This window comes from Kribbella flavida DSM 17836, assembly GCF_000024345.1.
GTDB classification, from domain to species: Bacteria; Actinomycetota; Actinomycetes; order Propionibacteriales; family Kribbellaceae; genus Kribbella; species Kribbella flavida.
On the sequence record NC_013729.1, the window covers coordinates 364,602 to 380,310 of the forward strand.

Annotated in this window: 13 protein-coding genes; 10 read left to right on the forward strand and 3 right to left on the reverse strand. The window is 70.2% G+C overall.

Features of this window, described 5'->3' with window-relative positions; translation table 11 throughout:
- Window positions 1–61: 61 nt before the first annotated feature.
- Complete coding sequence (locus tag KFLA_RS01800) at window positions 62–1,543, reverse strand: MFS transporter (protein WP_012918043.1); 1,482 nt, start codon at window positions 1,541–1,543, stop codon at window positions 62–64.
- Window positions 1,544–1,600: 57 nt separating this feature from the next.
- Window positions 1,601–2,230: a DUF624 domain-containing protein gene (locus KFLA_RS01805; RefSeq protein ID WP_012918044.1), complete on the reverse strand. Its 630-nt coding sequence runs from the start codon at window positions 2,228–2,230 to the stop codon at window positions 1,601–1,603.
- Between the two features lie 91 nt (window positions 2,231–2,321).
- Between KFLA_RS01805 and KFLA_RS01810 the strand changes: the two genes are divergently transcribed.
- The 7 genes from KFLA_RS01810 (at window position 2,322) to KFLA_RS01840 (ending at window position 11,516) form a co-directional block, all read left to right on the forward strand.
- Window positions 2,322–3,395 carry a LacI family DNA-binding transcriptional regulator gene (locus KFLA_RS01810; RefSeq protein WP_012918045.1) on the forward strand — a complete coding sequence of 358 codons (1,074 nt, stop codon included), beginning with the start codon at window positions 2,322–2,324 and terminating at the stop codon, window positions 3,393–3,395.
- 110 nt (window positions 3,396–3,505) lie between these two features.
- Window positions 3,506–4,783, forward strand: coding sequence for an extracellular solute-binding protein (locus tag KFLA_RS01815; protein WP_012918046.1), 1,278 nt, complete (start codon window positions 3,506–3,508; stop codon window positions 4,781–4,783).
- Window positions 4,780–5,721, forward strand: coding sequence for a carbohydrate ABC transporter permease (locus KFLA_RS01820; protein ID WP_012918047.1), 942 nt, complete (start codon window positions 4,780–4,782; stop codon window positions 5,719–5,721). The genes KFLA_RS01815 and KFLA_RS01820 overlap by 4 nt, the downstream gene beginning before the upstream one ends.
- Window positions 5,714–6,616 carry a carbohydrate ABC transporter permease gene (locus KFLA_RS01825; protein WP_012918048.1) on the forward strand — a complete coding sequence of 301 codons (903 nt, stop codon included), beginning with the start codon at window positions 5,714–5,716 and terminating at the stop codon, window positions 6,614–6,616. Before KFLA_RS01820 ends, KFLA_RS01825 begins: the two co-directional genes overlap by 8 nt.
- Before the next feature lie 474 nt (window positions 6,617–7,090).
- Window positions 7,091–7,912, forward strand: a complete 822-nt coding sequence (locus tag KFLA_RS01830; protein WP_012918049.1) for an endonuclease/exonuclease/phosphatase family protein — start codon at window positions 7,091–7,093, stop codon at window positions 7,910–7,912.
- 97 nt (window positions 7,913–8,009) lie between these two features.
- Window positions 8,010–8,666: an MBL fold metallo-hydrolase gene (locus KFLA_RS01835; protein ID WP_012918050.1), complete on the forward strand. Its 657-nt coding sequence runs from the start codon at window positions 8,010–8,012 to the stop codon at window positions 8,664–8,666.
- Window positions 8,667–11,516, forward strand: a complete 2,850-nt coding sequence (locus KFLA_RS01840) for a helix-turn-helix transcriptional regulator (RefSeq protein WP_012918051.1) — start codon at window positions 8,667–8,669, stop codon at window positions 11,514–11,516. It begins immediately after the preceding gene.
- Between the two features lie 77 nt (window positions 11,517–11,593).
- Here KFLA_RS01840 and KFLA_RS01845 read toward each other — a convergent pair whose 3' ends face one another.
- A complete protein-coding gene (locus KFLA_RS01845; RefSeq protein WP_012918052.1) occupies window positions 11,594–12,514 on the reverse strand; it encodes a hypothetical protein in 921 nt (306 codons plus the stop codon).
- A gap of 308 nt (window positions 12,515–12,822) precedes the next feature.
- Between KFLA_RS01845 and KFLA_RS01850 the strand changes: the two genes are divergently transcribed.
- From KFLA_RS01850 to KFLA_RS01860, 3 genes are all read left to right on the forward strand, one after another.
- Window positions 12,823–13,650, forward strand: a complete 828-nt coding sequence (locus KFLA_RS01850; protein ID WP_012918053.1) for a nitroreductase/quinone reductase family protein — start codon at window positions 12,823–12,825, stop codon at window positions 13,648–13,650.
- A 126-nt stretch (window positions 13,651–13,776) separates the two neighbouring features.
- Entirely contained in the window at window positions 13,777–14,292 is a 516-nt protein-coding gene (locus KFLA_RS01855) for a nuclear transport factor 2 family protein (RefSeq protein WP_012918054.1), read from the forward strand.
- 160 nt (window positions 14,293–14,452) lie between these two features.
- Window positions 14,453–15,709, forward strand: coding sequence for a glycosyltransferase (locus KFLA_RS01860; RefSeq protein ID WP_012918055.1), 1,257 nt, complete (start codon window positions 14,453–14,455; stop codon window positions 15,707–15,709).

Genomic DNA, 15,709 nt, shown 5'->3' on the forward strand with positions numbered 1-15,709 from the left:
GCTGAAACACCGCACCGGTCCGCCGTCCGGGATGGACGACGGACCGGCGTACGGCGGTGGGTCAGGCGGCGTCGGGAACCACTTCGGTGTCCGGGGCAGGCTGCGCTGCCGGGCGCATCACCGTGCAGCAGATGACGACCGCGGCGGCGACGATGGCGGCGGCTACGGCGAAGGAGAGGTGGTAGCCGCTGGTCAGGGCGTCCAGGGCGGGCTTGCCGGCCCCGGCCAGGTCTTCGGTGCGGGTGGCGGACAGGGTGGCCAGGACGGCCAGGCCGAGGGCGGCGCCGACCTCGGCGGTGGTGCCGATCAGGCCGGAGGCCAGACCTGCGTCCTCGGGCTCGACGTCGGCCATCGCCAGGCCCATCAGCGCCGGGAAACAGATGCCGCCGCCCAGACCGAGCAGAATGAGGACCGGCAGCACGTGTACGACGTAGTTGCCGCCGACCGGCGCCTGGGTGAACAGCACCAGCCCGATCACGATCAGCACCAGCCCGGCGATCAGCGGCCGCCGGGGACCGAAGCGCGTCACCAGCTGCTCGGAGTACCGGACCGACAGCACGCCCATCACCAGCGTGGTCGGCAGGAACGCCAGCCCGATCTCCAGCGCGTCGTACCCGAGCACCCGCTGCAGGTAGAGCGAGCCGAGGAAGAAGATGCCGAACATGCCCGAGCTGGACAGCGCCTGGACCAGGTTCGCCCCGGTCAGCGTGCGGGAGCGGAAGATGCGCAGCGGGACCAGCGGGGTGGCGGCGGTCGACTCACGCAGGATGAAGCTGCCGAGCAGTGTCAGCGTCAGCAGCGACAGCGCCATCGTGCGGGGCGCGGTCCAGCCGAGCTCGGCGGCCGGGCTGACGATGGTGAACACGCCGACCATCAGCGCCGCGGTGATCAGCACGGCACCCGGTACGTCGGTCCCGCGGCTCATCCCGAGGCCCCTGTCCTTGTCGATCAGCCGGATCGCCAGCCAGGCGGTCGCGATACCGATCGGCAGGTTGATGAAGAAGATCCAGTGCCAGCTGATCGCCTGGGTCAGCACGCCACCGGCGAGCAGACCGATCGAACCGCCCGCGGACGCGACGAACGCGTAGACACCGATCGCCTTGGCCTGCTCGCGCGGCTCCGGGAACAGCGTCACGATCATGCCCAGGATCACCGCGGAGGTCAGCGCGCCGCCGACGCCCTGCAGGAACCGTGCCGCGACCAGCATCTCCTGCGAGCCGGCGAAGCCGCACCAGACCGAGGCCGCCGTGAACACGGCGAGTCCGGCGACGAAGATGTTGCGCCGACCGAGCAGGTCGCCGAGCCGTCCGGCCAGGAGCAGCAGCCCGCCGAACGCGATCAGGTAGGCGTTCACCACCCAGGCCAGGGACGAGCTGGTGAAGCCGAGATCGTCCTGGATCGCGGGCAGCGCCACGTTCACCACGGTCACGTCGAGCACGATCATCAACATGCCCGCGCAGAGTGTGTAGAGCGCGAGCCAGCGGGAACGGCCGCTGCCCTGCGCGGCCGGCGTCGTCGCCAGGGATTCGGTCGTCGCGTACATGCTGGGTCTCCTCGGGTCCGTGGGGTTGCCTACACCCCTACGTCGAACCGGGACCGCTCAGATTGACACGTCGGGAGAACTTTTCTGCGGCCGGTTCGTCGTGGTGCGCGAGATCCAGTACGCGAGCAGCGCCGGCACCAGGCCGGAGCCGATCACGAACAGCGTGGGCAGCCGGCCGACCAGCAGGAACCAGGTGGCCAGGCCGATCACCCCACCGGCGACCGCGAGCGAGCGCCGGAGCAGGAAGAGGTTGGCGGCACGGAACAGGCTGCGCGGCGTCGCGTCCTCCGCGGTGTCCGGCAGGACGGCGAGCGCGCTCAGGTACAGCCCGATGATCATCCCGGTCAGCGGGATCAGCACCGCCAGTGCGAAGATCCGGATCGGGCCGCCGGTCGAGGCCCAGAAGAGCAGGCCGAACGCCAGCGCCACGCCGCCGAAGTACAGGCCCAGGCCGGCCAGCCAGAAGTGCCGGAAGGCCCACCTGAACTCGCCCCAGAACCGGCGCAGCAACGAGGGATGCTCCTGACCGATCGCGTACGGCAACACCCGTTGCAGCGCGAACGCGGCGGGGAACAGCGTGACGATGCCGACGCTCAGCACCAGGAAGGCCAGCTGCAGCATCAGCAGGTCGCCGGCCGTCGAGAGCTTGGACATCACGACGTTGGTCCGGCTCGTTCCCTCGCTCACACCGTCTCCTTCGGTTCGTCGGCGCGGATGATCGTATGATCACGAACAATCACGCACAGATCACTGTGCACCATTCCAGGGGGCCGTCGCGATGCTGGTACCTGAGCGCCACGAGCTGATCCTGCGGAGCCTGCGCCGCCGCGGCCGGCTCCGGGTCGGCGAGCTGGCCGCCGAGCTGGGCGTCTCCGCGATCACAGTACGCCGCGATCTCGCCGAGCTGGACTCCGCCGGACTGCTCCGCAGGGTGCACGGCGGGGCGGTCGGCACCTCCCCCGCCGGCGTCTCCCAAGCCGGGCCCCAGCTCACCGTCGGCCTCGTCGTCCCGAGCTCGACCTTCTACTACACCGACGTGATCCGCGGCGCCGAGGCGATGGCCGACCGGTACGGCGCCCGTCTCGTGCTCGGCGTCTCCGGGTACGACGTGCAGGTCGAGCAGAAGCGGATCGACAAGATCCTCGCCCTCGACGTCGCCGGCCTGCTGATCGCCACCGCGCTCGGCGACGAGCGGGCCGCGGAGGTCGGTCGCCGGCTGGACGACATCGACGTACCGGTCGTGCTGATGGAGCGGGCCTTCGGATTCCCCGACGTGGACCACGAGTACGACCACGTGCGGACCGATCACGCGTACGGCGCGCTGCTCGCGCTGCGGCACCTCGTCTCGCTCGGCCATCGCCGGATCGGGATCAGCCTGGACGCGAGCGCCACCGCGCACTGGCTGCGGCAGGGCGTCGCGCGAGCGGCCGACACCCTCGGCGTCGACCTGTTCGTCTCCCCGGTCGTGCTGCCCGCGCGCGGCGAGGATGCGCACTCGATCGCCCAGCTCGACGCGTTCCTCGCCGAGTGCGAGGCGTACGGGGCCCGGGCCGTGGTGGTGCACTCCGACGAGCATGCGGCCCGGCTGGTCGAGCGCGCGATGGAACGCGGGCTGCGGGTCCCCGACGACCTGGCCGTGATCGCCTACAACGACGAGACCGCCGCGCTGGCCGTGGTACCGCTGACCGCTGTCTGTCCGCCCAAGTTCCAGCTCGGCGAGACCGCGTGTGAGCTGCTACTGCGCCGGCTGCGGGCGGGCAGCGACCGGCGGGGAGTGACGCAGCATCTGAGCCTCTTGCCGGAACTGCGGGTCCGGGAATCCTGCGGAGCGGTCCTCGCTGATCGAATCTGATCATTCGAGCGCCAGGTATTGACGCGGAAAGCCCTTTCCCATACTTTCGCTGCACTCGGTGGTCCGGCCGTCACGCACGGGCGGAGCACACGGCAGCGAAGGAGCCCCCTGTGAGACGTGGTGCTGGACTGGTGGTGCTGGCGGCCGCGGTCGGACTGGCCGCGAGTGCCTGTGGCAACGGGGTGATCGACAAGTCGACGGACGGCGTGCCACCGGCCGAGGCGACCGGGACGTTGCGGGTGCTGATCCCGTCGTTCCCGGCCAGCACGAAGGGCCGCGAGGCGTTCGCCAAGGTCGTGCAAGAGTTCCAGAAGACCTATCCGGCGATGAAGGTCGAGCCGGACTTCGCGACGTACAACAACCTCAACGAGAAGATGTCGACGTCGATCGCCGCCGGCATCTCGTACGACGTGATGGTGACCGGCGTCGGCTGGATCCAGCCCTTCGCGTCGAAGCGGATCTTTCTCGATCTCGCGCAGTACGGCGTGACGCCGGAGGTGATCGAGCAGCGCAGCCTCGAGGCGCTGATCCAGCCGGCCACGTACGACGGCAGGCTGTACGCGTACCCGCTACTCGCCGACGCGCGCGCGGTCGCGTTGCGCAAGAGCGCGTTCCGCGAAGCCGGACTGGACCCGGACCGCCCGCCGGCGTCGCTGGCCGAGCTCGAGGTCGCGGCCGAGAAGCTGACCAAGCGGGACGGCAGCGGCACGATCACCAGGCCGGGGTTCGACTTCCTGGCCGGGGCCAGCAGTTACCGGCAGACCTACACCACGCTGCTCGCCTCGACCGGCACGCCGCTGTACGTCGACGGGGAGCCGAACTACAGCAACGAGAAGGGCCTGGAGACGCTCAACTGGATCAAGTCGATGGTCAACAAGGTCCAGCCCTACGGCCAGCAGAACGCGTCGCAGCAGCCGCTGGTGCTGAGCGGTGAGGCCGCGATGGGCATCGTCGGCGGCGCGGTCGACTGCTCCGACAAGGGCATCGGCCAGAAGAACTGTGACGATCTGCGGTTCTTCCGCTTCGACAGCGGCCAGGAGATCGAGTACGTCGGTGGCGACCTCGCCTCGATCGGGTCGCGCAGCCGGCACAAGGACGCGGCCTGGGCGTTCATCCAGGCGCTCACCCAGCCGAGCACCCTGGACGAGATGGCCAAGCTCAACAAGAAGTTGCCGGCCTACCGGGACGCGATCAACTCGCCGCAGGCGAAGTCGAACCCGCTGAGCGCGTTCGTCGCCGAGGGCCTGCCGCACGCCGTGAACGAGAACAGCCCGCCGACCAACTGGCTGGAGATGCGGGGCAACTTCGACATCCAGCTCACCCAGGCGATCCTCGGTCAGAAGGATCCCGCCAAGGTACTGGCCAACCTGGCAGGACAGTCACGATGAGCGCCACACTGGAACGCCCGACCGCCGTCGCCGAGCCGCGCAAGGTGGCTCCGGGCAAGGACAGCCGCGCGCTGATCCGCAGCCAGGTCCGGGCCGGCTGGGTGCTGCTGGCGCCCGCGCTGGCGCACTCCGCGATCTTCATCGTGATCCCGGTGATCGCCGTGCTGGTGCTCAGCCTCACCGACTACAGCTTCGGCGACTCGTGGTCCTGGGTCGGCCTCGCCAACTACCGCGACCTCGTCCGCGACGTCGACTTCCAGGCGTCCTTGGTCAACACGGTCCTGTACGCCGTGGTGGTGATCCCGATCTCGATGGCGATCTCCCTGCTGATCGCGGTCGGCCTCAACCAGAAGATCCGCGGCCTCGGCTTCTTCCGGACCGCGTTCTACATCCCCACGGTCACCGCGACGGTCGCGATCGCCACCATCTGGCTGTGGATCTACAACCCGGGCTCCGGTCTGGCGAACGGGTTCCTCAGCTTGTTCGGCTTCGCCCCGAACCGCTGGCTGACCGATCCGTCGACCGCGCTCGGCTCGCTGATGGTGGTCGGGATCTGGCAGGGCCTCGGGACCAAGATCATCATCTACCTGGCCGCGCTGCAGGGCGTCTCCCGCAGCCTGCTGGAATCGGCGGACCTGGACGGTGCCGGCCGCTGGCAGCGGTTCGTGCACGTCACCTGGCCGGCCCTCGGCCCGGTGCAGTTCTTCGTGCTGATCACCTCGATCGTCGGCACCTTCCAGGTCTTCGACCTGGTGTACGTGATGACCAGAGGTGGTCCCGGCACCGAGACCCGCGTGCTGGTGCTGGACATCTACCAGAACGCGTTCCAGGACCTGAAACTCGGCTACGCGTCCGCCGAGACCGTGATCATGATGCTGGTGATCGCGCTCTTCATCGGCGCCGGACGCCTGCTCCAGAAGGCGGACTCCCATGACTAGCGTCCCGTTGCCCGCCGCCGCGGCCGGCAAGCCCTCGTCGCTGCGGATCGGCCGGATCCTGCTGTACGCCGCGCTGACGGTCGGCGCGATCCTGATGATCCTGCCGTTCGTGTGGATGGTGCTGACGGCGTTCAAGAACGAGCTGGAGATCGCCAAGTTCTCCTGGTTGCCGGGGGAGTTGCGCTGGCGCAACTTCGTCGAGGCGATGCAGTCCGGGCCGTTCCTGCGCTACTTCCGCAACAGCCTGCTGATCGCGGTCGGTGAGACGGCGTTCACGCTGGCGGTCTGCACGACGGCCGGGTACGCCCTGGCCAAGCTGCCGATCCGCGGCTCGAAGGCGCTGCTCAACTACTTCATCCTGCTGCTGCTGGTGCCGTTCCAGATCATCCTGGTGCCGTTGTTCCTGATCGTGAAGTCGATCCCGCTGTTCGGCGGCAACAACATTCTCGGCCAGGGCGGCATCGGCTGGCTGAACTCCTGGTGGGGCCTCATCATCCCGCTCGGCGCCGCGCCGCTGTTCACGTTCCTGGCCCGGCAGTTCTTCGTGTCGCTGCCGAGCGAGCTGGCGCAGGCGGCCCGGGTGGACGGGCTGGGCGAGTTCGGCATCTTCTGGCGGATCATGACGCCGCTGATCAAGCCGGCCCTGATCACGATCTGCGTGTTCCAGATCGAGGCGGCCTGGAACGGGTTCCTCTGGCCGCTGATGATCACCACGTCGGACTCGCTGCGGCCGTTGCAGCTGGGGCTGGCGATCTTCGCCCAGAACCCGGCGGAGGTGCAGTGGCCGTACCTGATGGCCGGTACGGCGCTGGCGACACTGCCGATGATCGTGATGTTCGTGCTCGCCCAGAAGCGCTTCGTCGAGGGCATGGCGAACGTCGGCATCAAGGGCTGACCGTCCGGAACCGACCGTTCGGAGCTGACCCCGGACAGCCGAAGAGCCGGTCGTCGATCCACCTGATCGACGCCGGCTCTTCGCGGTTGGCTCTCTGGTTCCCCCCGGAGAGTTGCCCCGTGTTCCCCCCCCCTCGTTGCCCCCCTGGCGGGTCCCCGTGTGCAGGTGCTCACCCCGCCCCGGGCGAGCACCTGCTGGGGCCCCTCCATCGAACCGGTGATCCCGAAGAAGCACCGGAGCGTCCACCAAGCCCCCCAGCCAGGCCGCTCGATCCGTTTATCGGGTGCAGGTGAAGTCCGTTACAGCTTTTCTCCACCTTTTTTCGAGAAACTCCGCAGGATTTCTGCGGAATCAGGCATGTGTGCGGGAAATGTCGCAATGCGGAATTTGGTCATTACGCACGGTTACATGCGGCGCGGAGGTCCTTGACGGTTCCGGCGGTTCGCGACGTCCGGATCGGGCACTCGGACAACGATGCGATACCGAGTGCTGACGCTGAACGTGCAGAACGACGTAGGCGACCCACGCCGCTTCCGGCTGATCAACGAAGAGCTCCGCCGGCTTTCCCCGGACCTGGTCGCGTTGCAGGAGGTCTGCTACCCGGCGGGATCCAATGACCAGCTGGCCGAACTGCTCGAGGGCACCGGGCTCACCCATCGGACCCACCAGCGCGACGTCCTGCCCGACCTGCCCGAACTCTTCCGCCACGACGGAACGGCGATCGCCACGCGACACCCGCACCGCGTCGCCGAAGTGCTGGAGCACCGCGGGACCGGCGTACGGGGTGATCCGCACTGGTGGACGTTGGCCGTCACGGTCGACCTGGGGCCAGTGGGCGAGGTGCTCGCCATCACCCCGACCACTCCTTGGCAGCTGGACCACGAGTACGCGCGCGAGCGGCAGGCCTTGGACATCGCCGCCCTCGACGCCCGCCACCGAACCGCCCTGCCCACCGTCCTGGCCGGCGACTTCAACGCGACCCCGGATTCCGCGAGCATCCGCTTCCTCTCCGGCCACCAGTCCCTCGACGGCACCAGCGTCCACTTCCACGACGCCTGGACCACCCGAGGCGAAGGCCCCGGCCACACCTGGACCACCGCGAACCCTCTCGCCCGCGAGGAGATCGCCACCCTGATCGGCCAGTCGCCCCACCACCGCCGCCTGGACTACATCTTCGTCGGCTCCCGTCACGCTCACCCCGACACCCAGGCGACCATCGACACGGTCGACCTCGTCGGCGTCAACCCACCCCTCAGTGACCACTACGGCCTGGTCGCCGACCTGACCTTGCTCTGAGCAACACGCACGCCGTACTGGCGTCAGGTGACGTGGGCGCGTTGACGGCGCGGCGATGCCGCAGCGGAGCGGTGACTCCGCGGATAGGATTCGGCAGGTGCGGCAGCTTACGGACGGCGTGCACCAGCTGTTGGGGAGACCGCCGCATTTCATCAACGCGTACCTGGTCGACGACGTGCTCGTCGACGCCGGTACGCCGGCTGCCGCGCGCCGGATCCTGCGCGAGCTGCGCGACCGGCAGGTCGCCGCCCACGTCGTGACGCACGCGCACCCGGACCACTTCGGTTCGAGTCATGCCGTCTGCGAGGCGCTGGGTATCCCGTTGTGGACCGGCGCAGCGGACGCCGAGGCGATCGAGACGGCGACTCCGGTGGTCGGTCCCGGCCGGATCCCGGCGCTGATGGCGAAGTCCAAGATGCCGCCCGCGCATCCGGTCACCCGCCGGCTGGTCCAGGGTGACCAGGTCGGCAGCTTCACCGTGCTCGACGTACCGGGGCACTCGCCCGGGCACATCGCGCTGTGGCGGGAGGCGGACCGCACGCTGCTGTGCGGTGACGTGTTCTTCCGGCTGCCGCGGTTGTCCGAGCCGTGGAAGTTCCTGACCGTCGACGTCCAGCGGAACTACGACTCGATGCGCCGGCTGGCCGAGCTGCGCCCGGAGCTGGTGCTGTTCGGTCACGGCCGTCCGCTGCGTGATCCCGACCGGCTGGCCCGGGTGGCCGAGGCGCTGCCGGCGTCCAGGACGCGGTTCTGAATGGGCAGCACTCTCGAGCGACCCGGTGAGCTGAGCCGGATCGCGGCGGCCCTCGACGCCGCCGGCCAGGGCAACGGCCGGGTCGTGGTGATCGAGGGCGAGGCGGGCATCGGCAAGACCCGGCTGGTCGGCGAGGCGCGGGCGCTGGCCAAGCAGCGCGGGTTCGTCCGGATGCAGGCGATCGGCGACGAGCTGGAGAGCGCGCTCGCCTGGGGTGTCGTCCGGCAGATGGTCGAGCGGTCGATCGCCCGGTACGCCGGTGAGGTCCGCGCCGCGATTCTCGCCGGGCCCGCCGGCCGCGCGTTGGACGCTCTCGACAAGGCAACTCCGAACGCGGGTGACGCCGAGGTCGCGCGGACGATGCACGCGCTCTGGTGGGTCGCGGTCGATCTGGCCTCGCCCCGTCCGTTGCTGATCAGCGTGGACGACGCCCAGTGGTCCGACCTGCCGTCGCTGCGGTTTCTCTCGTACTTGTCGAAACGCGTCGCCGACCTGCCGATCGCCCTCGTGGTGGCGACCCGTCCGCCGTCCGACCGTCTGGGTCCGCTGGCCGAACTGACCGTCTCGCGCCACGTCGAACGTCTGTTGCCGAGGCCGTTGTCCCGCGAGGCGATCGGCACCCTGACGGCGGAGCACCTCGCGAGCGCCCCCCACCCGGCAGTTGGGACGGGAGAGGCGCCGGCGGAGAAGGTCGTGGATGCGGTCCTGGAGGCCAGTGGCGGCAATCCGTTCCTGGCCGAGTCGTTGCTGGACGAGTTGTCTGTGCTCCACCGGTCGGTGACAGACCCGGCGACAGCAGACGCGGTCCGGGGCCTGGCGTCGAGCGCGGTCAGTCGCACCACGCTGGCCCGGCTGTCTCCGGATGCCCTGGCGCTCGCAAGTGCGGTGGCGATTCTCGGAGCCCGCGCCGACCTCTGGGCGGCCGGGTCGATCGCCGGTCTCGCCGATGCGCCGCTGTCCGCAGCCATCGACGGGCTGGTCGCCGCGAACGTCGTCACCACCAGTTCCGCGCAGGTCAGCTTCCTGCACCCGGTCATCCGCGAGTCGGTTCGCTCGATGCTCGGCCCGATCGAGAAGGCAGCGCTGCATGCCCGGGCCGCCGAGACCCTGTCGGCGGCCGGAGCCCCCGCGGCCCGGGTCGCCGCCCACCTGATCCACACCCCTGCGGACTCGTCTGCGCAGACCGTCGAGGTGCTGTGCGAGGCGGCGGCCTCGTCAGCGGCCGCCGGCGACACCGCGACGGCGATCAGCTACCTGACCCGCGCGCTGGAAGGTGCCCCAGGCAACAGTTCGCTGCAGGGGCAACTGGGTCTCACGCTGCTCCGAGGCGGCGACGCCCCGCAGGCGCGGCACCACCTGCTGGCCGCGGCGGCCGCGAGCGCCGTACCGGAGCGCGCGGCGTTGCTCGCAGCGGCGGCAACCGCCACGTCCCTGATCGACGGCCCACTCGCGGCGGCGAACGAGCTCGTGCACACCTTGGCCGACTGGCCAGGACCGCCCTTCGCCCCGGACCGCCTGACCCTGGAGGCGCGACTGGGCATCCTGCGGTCCTACCTGCCCACCGAACGCAAGAAGGCGTCCGAGCATCTGCGCCGGTTCGCCGACCTGCCCGGCGAGACGCCCGACGAGCGGACACTGCTGGCTCTGCTCGCCCAGCGCGGCCGCTACGAGGTCAGCCCCGCGGCCGACGTGCGGCGTACGGCGGAACGCGCACTGCGGCACGGCGCCCTGTTCAAGGACTCGGCCGGTCACTCGGACACCTTGGTCGGGTGGTTGCTGGCGATGATGTCGCTGGTCGCCGCCGACGGGGTGACCCTGGCCCGCGAGGAGATCGCCGGAGCCCGCGACTGGGTCCGGCGGCACGGCTCGCCGATCGAGTTCGCGATGGTGGCGAACGTCGCCGACTTCGTTGCCTGGCGGTGCGGGGACCTGCCCGCCGTCGAGGCCGACGCGGACGGCGTGCTGGCGGCGGTGGAACCGGAGGACCTGACGCCCCAGGTCGTCGCGCTGCGGGCGACCGCGGTGCACTTCGGCGGGTACGCCGCGCTGGAGCGGGGCGACGTGGCAGCGGCGCAGGCGCTGCTTGCCGACTTCGAGACGCAGTGCCAGGACGCGCCGCGGGTGATCGCGATGATGTGGCTGCACGAGCTGCGGGCCCGGATCGCGCTGGAGCAGGACCATCCGGCGGCCGCGCTCGAGCACGCGTACCGGCTGCGCGACGAGATGGCCGCGGCTGAGCTCGATCCACTGGCCGTGCCCTGGCGTACGCCGGCCGCGTGGGCCCTGCTGCGGCTGGGTTCGGAGGAAGAGGCACGGCAACTCGCCGCCGACCAGCTGGAGCTCGCTCGCCGGTGGGGCGCCGCATCGGATCTCGGTACCGCGCTCCGGCTGACCGCGAAGGTGGACGTCGGCCAGGGTGCCCGCCGGGTGGCGACCCTGGCCGAAGCGGTCGCCGTACTGGAGAAGTCGCCGGCCCAGCTGGAGCTGGCGAAGGCTCTGGTGGAGCTGGGCGAGGCGCTGCGCGTGGTCGGACGTCGTACGGAGGCACGGGAAGCGTTGGCCCGGGGCGGTGAACTGGCGGCGGTCTGCGGGTCTGCCGTGATCAGGCAGCGAGCGGCAGAAGCCCTGCAGGCGTTGGGAGATCGCCCGCGCACACTGATCTCCACCGGCCAGGACTCGCTGACCGCCAGCGAACGCCGGGTCGCCGGACTGGCAGTGAGCGGCCGGACGAACCGGGACATCGCGCACGAGCTCTTCGTCTCGCCGAAGACGGTCGAAAACCACCTCGGCCGGATCTACGTGAAGCTCGGCATCACCGGCCGGCGCGAACTGGCCCGCGCGCTGACGTAGCGGGTTGCCGGCAGCCGAACGTGGCTCCGAGCGGCCCCTCCCTCCAGGGGCCGCTCGGAACCGGGATCCGGCGAGGCTCAGCCGACCGGCGGCGCCGCCTCGAACCAGTTGATCGCCTCGACGTACCCCATCGTCGAGCCCTGGTACTGCTCTCCGAACAGCCGCCAGTAGGTGCGCTGCTTGATCGTCGTCACGCCGTCGTCCGACACCGACTTCACGTTGATCGCGACCCGGTACAGGGTGACCTTCTCGCCCCGGACCTCCGACTGGGTGTCCTTGTAGCCGGGGGTCTTGTGGTCGTCGGCGCGGGCGGGGTCGTGCAGGGTCAGCTCGACCTTGCCGGAGCCGACGTCACCCTTGGCCGCCACCACGGTGACCGCGTGGCCGCCGGTCCGGCTGTGCGTGTTGTCGGCGTTCAGCACGTACCGGCCGTACCAGAGCTGAACCGGTGCCTGCCGCAACCGCTTGGCGATCTCCAGCCCGAACTCCGGGGTGTTGTCGGTCCCGATGCCGCCCCGATTGACCGTCCAGCCGGCCGCCTTGGCCCCGACCGTGGCGGCGTCGAACGCGGCCCGGTTCTCGCCCGTGCTGGACCCGCCACCGTTCGGCCCCATTCCGGCCTTGTAGCCGAGCCAGCCGATCCAGGCGGTCACCTCGTCGTAGTCCTCCGGCTTGCCCGGGTCGTACTCCGTCAGCAGCTGGCCGTTCGGCGTGATCCGCATCGGCAGGCCCTTGTGCTCGCCGAGGTAGTACATCGCGTTGTAGAGCGAGGTCGGCCCGCAGTGGCTGCTGCCTTCCGCGGCCAGGTGGGTGCGGAACTGGTCGGCATCCGTCACGTCGCACAGGTTGACCGCGTACTGCGGGCCGGCGACGTCCTTCTGCTCGGCGCAGAGCGGGGCGATCGGCAGCTCGGCCGGGGCGGCGTACGCGCCGGCGGCCGGGAAGAGCGCGGTGGCGGCGGTGAGGCCGGCGAGAACGGAAAGGCGGTGACGCTTCATGGTGGTGCTACCCCCAAGTGATGATTGTTCGGTGTGGCTCGGTGACACCAACTCTGTCGCTTCCCCGGCCTGAGGGCATGAGGGTCGATCCCTCATCTCTGCGGGTGGGGGTGCTTGGGGGGATCCCTCACCAGGGGTGCGCTTCGGCCCGGCGCTGCCCTACCATGGGCGGGTGACTGCCGGGTCGGCCTCGAGCCAAGGACTAGTTGGGTTCCCGGCCGCGTTCTGAGCGCGGCGAGGGCCGATCGCGGCCCGCCTCTGTGTCGATTTCTCCTGCGTCAATCGAGAATCCGCACAGAAAGTAGCGAATGCTGAACGACTTCACCCAACAGATCATCACCGAGTTCCGTGCCAACCAGGGCCGCGTCGGCGGCCCGTTCGACGGCGCGCGGCTGCTCCTGCTCACCACCACCGGCGCCCGCTCCGGTCGCCCGCACACGGCCGTGCTCGGCTACTACCCCGACACCGAGGACCGCCTGCTGGTCGTGGGTTCGGCCGGTGGTGGCCCGAAGCATCCCGACTGGTTCCACAACCTGCGCGCCGATCCGCGCGTCACCGTGGAGACCGGCGTCTTCACCTACGAGGCGGAAGCCACCGTCCTGCAGGGCGCCGAGCGCGACGAGACCTTCGCCCGCCTCGCCGAGGCGGACCCGGGCTGGGCCGAGTACCAGCGCCGGACCACCCGCACGATCCCGGTCGTCGCCCTCACCCAGGTCGCGGGCGGCCCGCCCAACGCCTCCTCCTTCGGCGAGGCCCTGATCCTCATCCACGCCGCCTTTCGCCGCGAACTCGCCTTGATTCGCAAGGAAGTCGCCACCTCCGCCGCGAGTGGTTCGGTGGGCCTGGGCGCCCAGCTCCGCATCAACTGCCTGACGCTCTGCCGAGGTCTGCACTTCCACCACACCGTCGAGAGCGACGGGCTGTTTCCGAGCCTGCTCGACCGCTATCCCGAGCTCACCGACACGATCTCGGCGCTGCAGGCCGACCACGACAAGATCGCCCTGCTGCTCGAGGAGTTCCAGCTGTTGCTCAGCACCGGCAGCCCGGCGGCGATCCTGCCCGAGATCGACCGCCTGATCGAGGAACTGACCGACCACCTCGACCGGGAGGAAGCCCAGCTGATCCCGCTGATGTGACGCTTCGGCGCCGCGTACGCCGTACTGCGGACGCGGCGCCGGGAGTCCGTCGGCAGGCAACCTATGCACGAAAGGCATACCTGCAGGTCTTGGACGCCGCTCACCTCGGCGAGGTGTGCTTTTCCCATGAACGTTTCCGTCTCCCGAGCCACCGTCCTCCGCGGCGCCGCCGTAGCCGCCGCAGCAGCAGCGATCCCCGGTACGGCGTACGCCGCCCGGCCCGAGCATCCCAACGTCAAGCTCATCCGCGGTTACTACGAGGCCTATGCCGCGGGCGATCTGGCCGCCCTGCGCAACCGCTACTTCGCCCCCGGCATCCGCTGGACGATCCCCGGCCACCACCCGCTCGCCGGCACGAAGGAGGGCGTCGAGGAGGTGCTCGCCTTTTTCGCCCAGCTGGCTCGCGCCGGTTTCCGCGCGGATCCGCTGTTCCTGGCGGCCGACGGTGACTGGGTCGTGGACCTGCACCGCGGCTGGAGCACCACGCCCGAAGGCCTCGACCTCACCTGGGCGCTGGCCTTCCGCATCGCCGACCGCCGCATCGTCGAAGCCGTCAACTACCCGTCGGACCAGCACGCCGCCGACGCGTTCTTCTGGCGTACCTACCCGTTGGCGCCGATCCCCACCCGCTTGCAGCAGTAGCCGCATCGGTGCCTTGCTCCGGGCACAAAAAAGGGAAAGGAGCGCGACGCTCTCTTTCCACTCTCAACTTATAGCGCACCGGGGGGCTTGCCGCAAGACCCAGGTGGTGCCGCAGAATCGTCCGCCTTGACGAAAAACGGACGGATGCGGGGAGTCGCAAGTGCGAGTGTTGTTGTCGACGTACGGGTCGCGCGGTGACGTCGAGCCGGTGGTTGCGCTGGGCGTGCAGCTGCAGGCTCTCGGCGTGGAGGCGGTGGTGTGCGCACCGCCGGACGAGGAGTTCGCGGAGCTGCTGGCGGGGGCCGGCGTACCGCTGGTGCCGGTCGGCCAGTCGGCGCGTGCCCTGACGAAGTCGGCGCCACCGCCGTCCTCCATCCCGGAGCGCGCGGCCGAGCTGATCGCGAGCCAGTTCGCCGTGCTGCCCGCCGCGGCGCAAGGGTGTGACGCGCTGGTGGCGACCGGCATGATCCCGACCGTGGCCGGCGCGCTGTCGATCGCCGAAAAGCTGGGCATCCGGTCGGTCTCGGTGACGTTCCAGCAGCTGACCCTGCCGTCGCCGCACCACCGGCCGCTGGCCTACGCGGGCCGGTCGTTCCCGCCGGACGTGACCGACAACCAGGCGCTGTGGGACCTGGATGCCGAGAGCAACAACGTGCTGTTCGGCGAGGCGCTGAACGGCAACCGGGCGTCGATCGGCCTGCCCCCGGTGCCGAACGTGCGCGACTACGTCGTCGGCGACCGCCCGTGGCTGGCGTCCGACCCGGTGCTCGACCCGTGGCTGGAGCCGGCCGACCTCGACGTCGTACAGACCGGTGCGTGGATCCTGCCCGACGAGCGCCCGCTGCCGGACGACCTGGAGGACTTCCTGGGAGCCGGCGGCCCACCGGTGTTCGTCGGTTTCGGCAGCATGCCGCTGCACGCGGCGACGGACGCGGCGCGGGTCGCGATCGAGGCGGTCCGGGCCCAGGGCCGTCGCGTGATCATCCGGCGTGGCTGGGCCGACCTGGGCCTGATCGACGACCAGGACGACTGCTTCGCCGTCGGCGAGATCAACCAGCAGCAGTTGTTCACCCGGGTGGCGGCCGTCGTGCACCACGGTGGTGCCGGCACCACGACCACGGCCACCCGCGCCGGTACGCCGCAGGTGGTGGTGCCCCAGGCGGCGGATCAGCCGTACTGGGCCGGCCGGGTGGCCGACCTCGGCATCGGTGTGGCCCACGACGGCCCGATCCCGACCGTCGAGTCGCTCTCGGTCGCGCTCGAGACGGCCCTGACTCCCGAGACCGGCGCACGAGCGACCACCGTGGCCGCCTCCGTCCGTACCGACGGGGCCGCCGTGGCCGCGCGCTACCTGGTCGAGCTGATCAACGGGACATCGGACGATCGCCGGGCTCTGGCCTCGGATTGGAGGTCCTGA